The organism is Leptolyngbya sp. Heron Island J, from assembly GCF_000482245.1.
Lineage (GTDB): Bacteria > Cyanobacteriota > Cyanobacteriia > Phormidesmidales > Phormidesmidaceae > Leptothoe.
In genome coordinates, this window is the sequence record NZ_AWNH01000075.1 from 1 (window position 1) to 11,146 (window position 11,146).

Genomic DNA, 11,146 nt, shown 5'->3' on the forward strand with positions numbered 1-11,146 from the left:
GAAGCAGTATGAGAAGGCGATTGCGCAGTACGAAAAAGCGATCGAGTTGGACCCGTCCTATGCCGTAGCTTACAACAATCTCGGCAATACGTGCTATAGCTTGAAGCAGTATGAGAAGGCGATTGCGCAGTACGAAAAAGCGATCGAGTTGGACCCGTCCTATGCTATGGCACATAATGGTATAGGTAATTTTTATCTAACTATTGGAAATTATCGAGCAGCTTGTGCGAGCTACACAAAATGCATAGAACTGCAGTCTGACTTTGCAGATGCCCTTATTGGTAATGCCAGAGCATTACTATGTCTTGGACAAATAGATAAAGCTTTAGAACATTCGATGAAAGTATTACAACTTTCCCCCGACAATTTGGAGGCAACTCTGTTGCAAATGACATTATCTACGCAAAAAGAAAATTGGATTGAAGCTGGTCAAATAATGTGCAGCGTTAGTGAACGTACTCCTGAACTTTTAGAGCTATTACAGAAAGCTGATAGTCAGCCCAATCAAAGATTACAGGCGGATCAACTTAAGCAATTTGCTACGTCATTCGGTTTGGATATGGAGACTTTTCAAACACAAAGCGATGAGTTCAAAGATGTTTTGAATAATCAATTGGAGAATGCATCTCAGATCTTTATGATGCAAGGACTTCAACTTCAAGCCTTAGGTTATTGTCAACAAGGTAATTATCAATCAGCCATATCGAGTTACTCTCAGGCTATTAAGATGGATGTCAATAATTCTCGGCTTCGTAGCGGCTTAGGAGATGTGTACGTTGAATGTATGCAGTATGAAAATGCGATCTCAAATTATAAGAAAGCAATTGAGCTTGACCCAGATGCATCCTATGCATATAACCGTCTGGGTTGGTTGTATCTGCTTGATAATCATCTAGATGAAGCTGAGAAGACTCTTGAAAAAGCCATCGAATTAGATGATGAGATTGATAACAGCTATATGTTTAATCTGGGTACTGTGTATGCCAAAAGAGGAAATGTTGAGCAAGCTCGTCAATTTTGGCAGCAAAGCCTAGAATTAGTAGATAACGAGAGTGATTGGGACAGAGTTAGCAGAGTCTTCTACAAGTTTGTTTTAGGATATACAGAGCAAGAAATCATAAAAATGGAGATGCTTATTAATTCTGGTGTCTCTCTTGTGGCAATAAAAGATGTTTTAGGAGATGCTGAAATCCTTGCCACTTGCCCTCAACCTCCTGACCGTATCGAAGAAATGATCACCCTTCTCCGCAGTGCTATTGACCAACAATCAATCCAATAATAAGAAAAGTTGATGCGAAGAAAGAAGTCAGGAGCAGGTATCCAGAGATCAGAATTTTACTGCTCACTGACTCCTGTATTCTGAATTCCCGTCTGCTAAAATTATTGACTAACCATCCACTCAACATTTCACAATTTGTATCTTGACTCCAATAGATCAAGTACTCTACCGTTAGCAACAGGTCCGCAAGACCCACAGAACTCAAACCCTTAGCGCTATCGGCGGGTGCTAGCAACACCTACCGACAGCTAACCTCACAAGCTGATCAGGCCAGCTTGAAGGCTAATGTTAAATGTACCTTAGCCCTTCCAGTTTGCAACACTTGCGGGACGGCTAAGGCTTGAGTTTTGGTCCATGCCTGAGGTGAGTTGCCATCAAGGCAGAGGATGAAGGGAGTAGGGGATAGATGGGTTATAGGAGTAGATGCAAAAAAGCATTTGCTCACCCTCATGCCTATCCACCCTAACACCCATCCACCCTCACCCTCACCTCAGGCACTATCCACATCAAACAAACGACCAAAACCATGTTCCAAGACAACACCCAGGGCGCAGGTGCGTCCAACGTTCCACCTGCCAATAATTCTCTCCCCGAGTACCAATTTGAAACTGTCAATCACACTCTCTTTGGCACATTAGACGCGGTACAAAACACCATCAAACTGCTCCACAAGCTCAACTATGCCGAGCCCAACGACTGGAGCCGACCGTTGCCCACCGGGCGAGTCAATGAGGTGATGGCAATTTTGACCCGACGAGTGAGAGTAGGGTAATCACAAGACCTTAAAACCTTAGGGATACCCTCATCCCCTCCTGGGAGGGGCAACGGGGTGGGTCGACCGATAGCGCCCAAGCCGTCGAGACCCACCCCGCCTGCGGCACCCCTCCCGAGAGGGAATGTTCGTAGAATAGTATTTGCTCTGCTTATAAACTTTAATTTTGATAATTGAGCTATGGGCTGTTAGCTAGCGATTTTGAGAGGGATAAATGGTTGAGACTTCCTCACATCTGAACGCTCTCGGTCTATGAAACACCGCATAATACCTTACAACCCAAGACTCAAAGAGCGGGCTCATCGGTTAAGGCAAAATATGACCAAAGGTGAAATTATCCTTTGGCAAAAGCTCAAAAGAAAGCAAATGATGGGATATGACTTTGATCGACAACGTCCCATTGATCAATTCATCGTGGATTTTTACTGTAAGGCTTTACGTCTTGCCATTGAAATCGATGGCTCCTCCCACGATAGCCCAGTAGCGCAAGCACGGGACCACCAACGCCAAGTCAAGCTTGAAGCTCTCGGAGTCAGATTTCTTAGGTTTCGCGATACCCATGTAAAACAGAATACCGACGACGTCTGTCAAGCCATCAGGCAATGGATAACTCAGCACCAACAAGACGAGTAGTAATGCCACTATCCAAGACTAAATCCCCTCCAGGGAGGGGCTCCGGGGTGGGTCAACACCTAGAACTTCCCATCTAACGCTTCTACACAACGCTCACAAACAGTCTCATGCTCTGCTGAATCGCCCACATGGGTGGAATAATTCCAGCAGCGATCGCACTTCTTACCATCCGCATCCACAATACCGATACCAAAGGCATCGGACTCACTGCGATACTTGATGTCTTTTAGCGGTTCCACACTGTCTAAAATCTCCACCTGAGAGACCAACAGCAAATACCGGATCTCATCCACATGGTTCGCTCCAGCCGCCACCGCATCACTCGGATTCATCGCTTTAAGTTGTTCTCTTAGCTGTGTATCTGCCACATAGAGCAACGCTTTCGCCTGTAACGAAGAACCAATATCCTTGGCGGAGCGGGCCTGCTCCAAGACTTGATTCACCTCATCCCGCAGCTCCCGCAGCTGATTCCAGGTAGCCGCCAGTTCTGGTTTGGCCCACTGTGGGTCGATCTGCAGCCAGCCAGCTTCAAAGACAGATTTTGTCCCCGTCTCGTAGGGCATAAACTGCCAGATATCCTCTGCCATATGGCAAAGCACTGGCGCGATCGACTTCGCCAGATTCTCTAGGGCGACTGCCAGAACAGTCTGACAGCTGCGCCGCCGTGGAGAGGCCGCATCGCTGATGTACAGACGATCCTTGGCAATATCCAAATAGAAGTTAGATAGGTCCACCACGCAGAAGTTCTGCACCGTCTGGAAGAACCGGAAGAACTGATAGGTGTCAAAAGCGGACTCCACATCAGCAAAGATTTCGGTCATGCGGTGGAGCATGTACTGATCCAACGAAGGCATCTGGTCATAGGGAACAGCGTCCTTGGCTGGGTCAAAGTCATGTAGATTACCCAGCAAGAATCGAGCGGTATTACGAATCTTGCGATACACATCCGCCAGCTGCTTGAGGATATTTTTGCCAATCGGTACATCAGAGGAATAGTCCACTGATGAGACCCACAGCCGTAGCACGTCAGCACCGTAGGGCGGATTCTGCTTCTTGTTTTTACCACCTTCAATGATTTCGTAGGGGTCCACTACGTTACCGACGGATTTACTCATCTTGCGTCCATTTTCATCCAGGGTAAAGCCATGGGTAAGGACGGTCTTGTAGGGGGCACAGCCATGGGTCGCCACGCTAGTGAGCAGGCTGGATTGGAACCAACCCCGGTGCTGGTCCGAGCCTTCCAGGTAAAGGTCTACCGGATACTTAAGCGCGTCTCGCTGGTCGGCTACTGCGGCCCAGGAAGAGCCAGAGTCAAACCACACATCCATGGTGTCGAAGCCCTTGCGGTAGCTATGGCCATTGTGGCGATAGCTCTCGGGCAGTAGTTCTTCTACAGACATGCTCCACCAGGCATCGGACCCATGTTCAGCAAAAATATCTCGCACATGGGAGATGGTTTCCTGGTTCATCAGCACTTCGCCGGTTTCCTCGTCGTAGAAAGCCGGAATCGGCACACCCCAATTGCGCTGCCGGGAAATACACCAGTCAGATCGATCACCCACCATGGGTGTGATCCGGTTTTCACCCTGGGCTGGAATCCATTGAACATCTGAGATCGCCTTCAGCGCTTCATCACGGAACCCTTCTACAGAAGCGAACCACTGCTCGGTGGCCCGGAAGATGGTGGGTTTTTTAGTACGCCAGTCGTAGGGGTATTTGTGAACGTAGGGTTCATGCTTGAGCAGGGTTTTGGAGTCGGTGAGGGCCGAGATAATTTCGTCGTTGGCGTTTTTGAGAACATTGAGTCCTTCAAAGCTGCCCGCTTCGGCGGTGAAGTTACCACGTTCGTCTACGGGACAGAGGATGGGGAGTCCGTATTTCTGGCCAACACCAAAGTCTTCCATCCCGTGGCCAGGGGCCGTGTGGACTAAACCGGTACCCGACTCGGTGGTAACATAGTCGCCGCCGATGACGATGGGGCTTTCCCGATCGAAGGTTTCGTCCTTGGTGGCCAGGGGATGGCGATAGGTGGAGCCTGCCAGGTCAGATCCTTTGATATCTACCTTGGCGGTGAGACCGCTGCCAAAGGTGTTGGTCAGACGCTCTACCAGTTCCTTGGCGACGATCAAATACTTAAAGGGATCTTTAGAGGTGACTTCTGCAACGGTGTAGGTCAGCTCTGGATTTACCGAAACGGCGACGTTAGCGGGGATTGTCCAGGGCGTAGTGGTCCAGATGGCGACACCTAGATCATCCAGGTAAGGAGCCAGGGCTTCCTTGGCTGTCTCCGATGCGCTCACCATGGGGAAGGCGACGTAGATACTGGGAGAGGTGTGACCTTCGGGATATTCCAGCTCGGCTTCCGCCAGGGCGGTTTGTGACGATGGGCTCCAGTGGACTGACTTTAGTCCTCGGTAGATGTAGCCTTTGAGCACCATCTGGCCAAACACCTCCAGCTGAGCGGCTTCATACTCAGGCTGCAGGGTCATATAGGGCTTTTCCCAGTCACCCCACACGCCAAAGCGACGGAAGCCTTTGGCCTGTTTCTCAATGGTGTCTAAGGCAAATTCCTTAGCTTTTTGGCGTAGCTCCAGCGGCGTCAGGTTGGCGCGCTCTTTGCGATCGATGGTTTGCAGTACCTTCAGCTCAATTGGCAGACCGTGGCAGTCCCAGCCGGGGACATAGCGGACTTTGCGATCGCGCAGCAGCTGATACTTATTGATAATGTCCTTCAGTACCTTATTCAAGGCGTGGCCCATGTGGAGGCTGCCATTGGCATAGGGCGGCCCATCGTGCAGGACAAACACATCCCCCGAATTTTCCTGGGAAAGCGTTTCATAAATCTTGCTGTCATCCCAGAATGCCTGCAGCTCTGGCTCACGCTTTACCGCGTTAGCCCGCATACTAAAGTCGGTCTTGGGCAGTAGGACAGTGTCCTTATAGCTCTTAGCGTCGGCGCTTTTGGGGTCAGTCACAATGTAAGGAAAAAACTAAGGGGATTTACTACGCTCCAGTCATTCTGCCTCAGAAGTTCCTATAGCTTCAATAGTTTTAGTTTTTTTACTTTGATTAGCCCTAGGGAAAACTGGAGACGCAGACGTTTGAAACCTAGCTTAAAGTACAAACTATCCGTGTCCAGACCTGTTAATTTTCCTGGGCACCAGCACCAGGTTTTAACTTAGACACAGACATACTTTAGTGGCCGCACCTATACAAGCGTGACTATGACTTTTCGGCTTGCTGATGTCAGTAGTTTGCCTTGAGCATCTTATCTGCTCTGGCGGGTATGCCTATTGTGTTTAAAACTCTCTCAGCTCAAATGACGCCGAGCACTATTAGGGTCTTCAGCACCGTCTTGGGCCGAATGGGTTTGCTTAAAAATTCTGATGCTCCAACCATTCTGGCTCGCATCCGTTCGGCAACACTATTATTGCCACTACCCACCATCACAATTGGAGTGTCCTTAAACCCTGACAGCCGCCGAATTTGCGCACATAGCTCATAGCCGTTAGTGACTGGCATGGTCAGATTTAAAAAGATTACCTTTGGCTGTAGCTCAACTAGCTTTTTGAGTACTTCCAGCGGATCAGGAATATTGCTGTAGCGATGGCCAGCGGCTTCAATGATGGTGGCCATTGTTTGGCTGTCGATCAAGTTGTTATCGACATAAACAATCCTGGCATCCTTGGGAATAATTGTTCTTTCGAATTTAACAACAATGTTGTTCTGCGCCACAGGTCTTGCCTGTGTAATGATGTCTCCCACAGACTTTAGCTGTAGCGACCGATTACGAAGATGTGGAAAAATCGACAACACAAATGGCATCAGCGACTGGTTGGCTTGAAGTGCCAGATCTCGTAGGGTGTGGTTGCCATCAACCAGCGAATTTAACAATTGCACAAGTTGAGGTGATGCTAAATCTTCTAGCATCGCCAGATCGTTGATCTCCAGTGCATCATTAGGATCGATCTGAGTTAATTCTGCATATTCCCAGGCTTGCCATTCGCGTTTGGCTTGCTCCCATATTTGAATGGTTTGCAAATTAACGTAGGGCAAATTGTAGGCTTTTTGCGGCTTGATGCGATAGATAAATCCTCGACCGGTTTGTTGAAAATTAAAAGTTCCCTGCTGTTGCAGGTCAAATAAAACTTCAGCGATATATCCGGCTACGATTTTTGAGAATGCTGTCCGATTAAATTTTTTACAGATAACTAGGCGAGCTAGACGACCATAGGTCCATTCGGAGGACGCACTCAGGCCATATCTGCGTAAATCAGGTTGATGTTGCAATAACTGGCGGAACCAGCGACGCTTTGCATGGGTGCGCGTAGTTGCCCACACTAGCTGTCCTGCCAAAAAATACAAACGCCACTGATGGATGACACTGCTTTTAATCAGTAGAACGCCAGTCAGCTGTTTCTGTTTAGCAAGCTGTATCTTTTGGTCTAATTCAGAAACAAGTACATTTGACGTGGCGGCTATGGCTCTCATTACTCCTACTGTCTGTGATTGTGCCTACTCAAAAATTGTCCTCACAGATTTATTTGACTATAATCTACAACAACATTTTAAACGCCAGATTTAAGCTGGCTTAACAATAATTACGCTAATATGCGTATTTTTCCCGGTTGGTTATAAAGTTTTAGAAGTCAGGTGATGACAGATGAACGCCTGAAACCAGTGGCTTTGGGAGGAATTAAAATATTTTTTAAAGAAGCTGTGTTAAGCCGTGACTAGGTGTAATTTGTCGGATTCGAACGATATCTGAAACTGCGTATGGGATGCAAATCGTCTACGTCATTTCATCATCAGGATTTTGTCGGAGGCTTTATGATTTCTTCTTGAATCTCTCATGGATCTCTTCAAATTCTTTATCTGTCGGCTGTTGAGCGATATTTAACATATCGTCACTCAGTGTTATCCAGGGCTGAGCGTGGATAGTCCAATGATTGGCAACAGGAGATAGCCAGCTGGTGTCATCTAATGTTCCTGGCTTAATGTTGGTGATTTTGTTGTTGCGACTGGGCTGGTGAAATAGTCGGGTGCCGCAATTGCCACAGAAGAAACATACAACTGTGCGATCGCTAGCGGCAGCCGGACGGCTCCATTGTTTGGGTGTGCCCTGCAGCAGTTTAATGGCCTTCCGTGGTACCGGCATCGACATGCCAAAGGCGCTGGAGGACTGTCGCTGACATTCATTGCAGTGACAGGCATAGAGGGTTAGCGGCTCTGCCTGGATTTCATAGCGAATATTGCCGCACTGACAGCCGCCGGTATATGGAAATGGCATAGTACCTTAATCCCAAAACTCATCATCGGGCCAGTTGCTATCTTCATCGTCCTCAAGTGTCGGGGGCGTTGCTGGTTCGGCTTCAGGCTCAGGGACGGTAGCGGGCACATCCGGTTCAGCGCTCCGCTCTGCAGCGGGCGACGGTATATCTTTTGCCGATGATTTGTCATCGGCAGGGGGAGTTACCTGAGCTGATGGTGGAGTCGTCTCTGCATTGGCAACAGGCTTTGGAATTGACGGTGGCCGAGGTGGCAGTTCAATCATGGGTTTTGGGGCTGGCTTTTTGGAGGTGACGATGTCCTTAAGCCAGCCTGCGAAAATGCCCACAGCTTCTAGAGGATTGGGTTTTTTCCGTTTTGGGGCTGGGCCTTTGTCGGTGGTCGGGGGCTGTTCTGGGGTTTCTACTGCCTTAGGGCTGGATTTTGCCATGGCAGCCGGGACGACCATTTTCAGGGCAAATTCGTCTGCGGCTGGTTTGATCAAAATGGGTGCATCCGGATCAAGGTCTTGATCAATGGTGTCTTCCACACCGTCTTCTACAAATTCGTAGTCTTTGGTCAGTGGACGACTGGCAGCACCGTTGAGGCGGGTCCGCTCAGATTTACCTAGCTGGATTGGGGTTTGTTGAGCGGCAGGGGTAGTCATACGGCGCAATCGCAGGGTTTGATACCCTAACCACAGCAAAAGTCCGACCGAGGCGGTTTGCCCGAGCAGCACAGCTCCGTTCATCTGTCTGGCACAGTACCAGAGCACCACGGCATAAAACATGCCAACACCGCTCCAGAAAAAATCTGAACGACGATGTACTTCTGGCAGGATAAAAGCTGCCAGATAAAAGGCCAAACTGCCTACTCCAACTATCACCGCCAACAGATTTGCCAGCATCCGCTTCGACTCCAGCGTGATGAACAGCCTTAATTATTAACTATTAGGCACCACTCGGCGGGAGTTTTGCAGGGTGAGTTTTGAATTGTGAGTTGTTTCTTTGAACCGGCGCTAACTTTGGGCAACTAGACCTCAAAACTTTAGCTGCAGTTGTAAGATATCTGACTGTACCTCTGTCCTAAAAGCATTATGAGCAGTCAGCCCCAACAAATTCCTGTCGTCGTTAATGGTGCCATGGGGCGAATGGGTCGCGAAATTGTCAAGGCGATTGCGGGTGCCGATGATATGAAGCTGGTCGGTGCGGTGGATCGTAAACCGGAGGATGAGGGGCAAGATATTGGTGAAATTGCAGGTTGTGGTCCTCTGGAAGTGCCGGTGACGACGGATTTGGAGGCCACTTTGGTGATGGCTCAGAGTCAGGGTAACGCGGTGATGGTGGACGTTACCCACCCGGCTAAGATTTATGAGCAGGTCCGGGCTGCGATCGCATACGGTGTCCGCCCTGTCGTCGGCACAACCGGACTCACTCCTGAACAGATTATCGATCTGGCCGAATTTGCCGAGAAAGCTAGCATTGGCTGTTTAATCATCCCCAACTTTGCCATTGGCGTGATTTTGATGCAGCAGGCGGCACTCAGGGCCGCTGAATATTTTGATCACGTAGAAATCATTGAGATGCACCACAACCGCAAAGCAGATGCCCCCAGCGGTACGGCGATCAAAACAGCGCAAATGCTAGAGGAGGTTAAACAATCGTTTAACCCACCCCAGGTTGAAGAAAGCGAAACCCTTCAGGGTTCGCGCGGGGGGACAACCCAAGAAGGTATCAATATTCACAGCGTCCGATTGCCAGGGTTAGTCGCCCACCAGGAAATCATGTTTGGTGCCCCCGGTCAGGTATACACATTGCGCCACGATGCCATGGACCGCGTTTGTTTTATGCCCGGCGTGTTATTGAGCATCCGCAAGGTGCTGCCGTTGAAGTCCCTATTGTACGGTTTGGATAAGATCCTGTAGGTTGGGTTGAGGCACGAAACCCAACCTACGTTGGGGGCTATCGGTGTTTAAGCCAATGGCTTCCTGGATATTGTCTAATCCGTGCTCGTCCAGCTTTTTAAGCAACCCTTTCATCACATTTTTCACCATCCAGGGGCCTTCATAAACCCAGCCGGTATAGACCTGCAGCAGCGAGGCCCCAGCGGTAATTTTCTCCCAGGCATCGTCAGCGGTGAAAATGCCGCCTACGCCGATAATGGGTAGCTGCCCGTTGGTTTTTTGATAGATATATCGAATCACCGCCGTCGAACGCTGACGCAGGGGAGCACCGCTAATGCCGCCAGCTTCTTCTGTAACCAGGTTGCCGGTAGCCTCGATCCGCTTGGTCATCAGCTGTTCCTTGGCAATGGTCGTGTTAGTGGCAATAATGCCGGCCAGATTATACTGCTGGGCCAGCTCCAAAATGTCGTCAATGTCTTCCCAGGCTAGGTCTGGGGCAATTTTGATCAGCAGCGGCTTGTGCTCGGTGTTGGCGGTTTGCAGTGTGGCAAGAATGGGTTCTAGTTGGGCACGGGCCTGGAGCGATCGCAATCCTGGTGTATTGGGTGACGACACATTCACCACAAAGTAGCTGCCCATACTTTGCAATCGTTGAAAGCTTTGCAGATAGTCACCAGCTGCCTCCTCTAAAGGAGTCACCTTAGACTTGCCCAAGTTAATCCCTGTGGGAAAGTCTGCCGTTAGCCCTAAGGTACTGAGATGCTCTGCGAGAGCCGCCGACCCCTGATTATTAAACCCCATACGATTCAAGCCCGCTTGATCCAGGGGCAACCGAAATAAGCGCGGCTTAGGATTACCGGGCTGGGCGTGGCAGGTAACAGTCCCCAGCTCTGTAAAACCAAACCCCATCAGGGGCCAACTGGCAGCGGCTAGGCCATCTTTGTCAAACCCAGCTGCCAGCCCCAAAGGATTACTAAAGGATTGCTGCCAAAGGGACTGGCGGAGGCGAGACGATACTAGCTGACAGCTATTTTCACACCAGGCCTGGGCAAACCGTCGCAGTGGTTGGCTCCAGTAAGGCGCTGTGGTGGGCGGCTGCGCAATCCAGGCAAGGGTATTCAGGGTCTGTTGATGGACCAGTTCTGGGTCGGCCTTAACGCGCTGGAACAGCAATGGAAGCAAGCTAAATTTGTAGACATCTTGCAGCACAAACCATACCCCAAAACAAACCTGTGGATTATATCGTTGAATTTGAGTCGCTTATCAGTATTAACGCATTTGGTTTAAGAGG

General features: G+C 49.4%; 9 protein-coding genes. 4 read left to right on the forward strand and 5 right to left on the reverse strand.

The features are described 5' to 3' along the window. From N836_RS60735 to N836_RS60745, 3 genes are all read left to right on the forward strand, one after another. Nucleotides 1-1,279 (forward strand): tetratricopeptide repeat protein (locus N836_RS60735; protein ID WP_023074612.1); only part of this gene is annotated, 1,279 nt, incomplete at its 5' end. Nucleotides 1,280-1,805: 526 nt separating this feature from the next. After that, complete coding sequence (locus N836_RS60740; RefSeq protein WP_023074613.1) at nt 1,806-2,051, forward strand: hypothetical protein; 246 nt, start codon at nt 1,806-1,808, stop codon at nt 2,049-2,051. Between the two features lie 252 nt (nt 2,052-2,303). Further along, on the forward strand, nt 2,304-2,684 hold the full coding sequence (locus tag N836_RS60745) for an endonuclease domain-containing protein (RefSeq protein WP_023074614.1): 381 nt from the start codon (nt 2,304-2,306) through the stop codon (nt 2,682-2,684). Nucleotides 2,685-2,743: 59 nt separating this feature from the next. Here N836_RS60745 and ileS read toward each other — a convergent pair whose 3' ends face one another. The 4 genes from ileS to N836_RS73640 form a co-directional block, all read right to left on the reverse strand. Continuing rightward, the gene (gene ileS, locus N836_RS60750) at nt 2,744-5,659 is read right to left on the reverse strand and encodes an isoleucine--tRNA ligase (protein ID WP_023074615.1); all 2,916 of its coding nucleotides are present in this window, start codon (nt 5,657-5,659) and stop codon (nt 2,744-2,746) included. Between the two features lie 340 nt (nt 5,660-5,999). Continuing rightward, nucleotides 6,000-7,175 (reverse strand): response regulator, encoded by a 1,176-nt coding sequence (locus N836_RS60755; RefSeq protein ID WP_023074616.1) that lies wholly within the window; start codon nt 7,173-7,175, stop codon nt 6,000-6,002. A 337-nt stretch (nt 7,176-7,512) separates the two neighbouring features. After that, entirely contained in the window at nt 7,513-7,974 is a 462-nt protein-coding gene (locus N836_RS60760) for a GFA family protein (RefSeq protein ID WP_023074618.1), read from the reverse strand. 6 nt (nt 7,975-7,980) lie between these two features. After that, on the reverse strand, nt 7,981-8,859 hold the full coding sequence (locus N836_RS73640) for a Ycf66 family protein (RefSeq protein WP_023074619.1): 879 nt from the start codon (nt 8,857-8,859) through the stop codon (nt 7,981-7,983). A 189-nt stretch (nt 8,860-9,048) separates the two neighbouring features. On the opposite strand from N836_RS73640, the gene dapB reads away from it, so the two are divergent. Next, the gene (gene dapB, locus N836_RS60765) at nt 9,049-9,876 is read left to right on the forward strand and encodes a 4-hydroxy-tetrahydrodipicolinate reductase (RefSeq protein WP_023074620.1); all 828 of its coding nucleotides are present in this window, start codon (nt 9,049-9,051) and stop codon (nt 9,874-9,876) included. Here dapB and N836_RS60770 read toward each other — a convergent pair. Next, nucleotides 9,847-11,064, reverse strand: a complete 1,218-nt coding sequence (locus N836_RS60770) for a quinone-dependent dihydroorotate dehydrogenase (RefSeq protein WP_023074621.1) — start codon at nt 11,062-11,064, stop codon at nt 9,847-9,849. The genes dapB and N836_RS60770 overlap by 30 nt on opposite strands. Nucleotides 11,065-11,146: the final 82 nt, after the last annotated feature.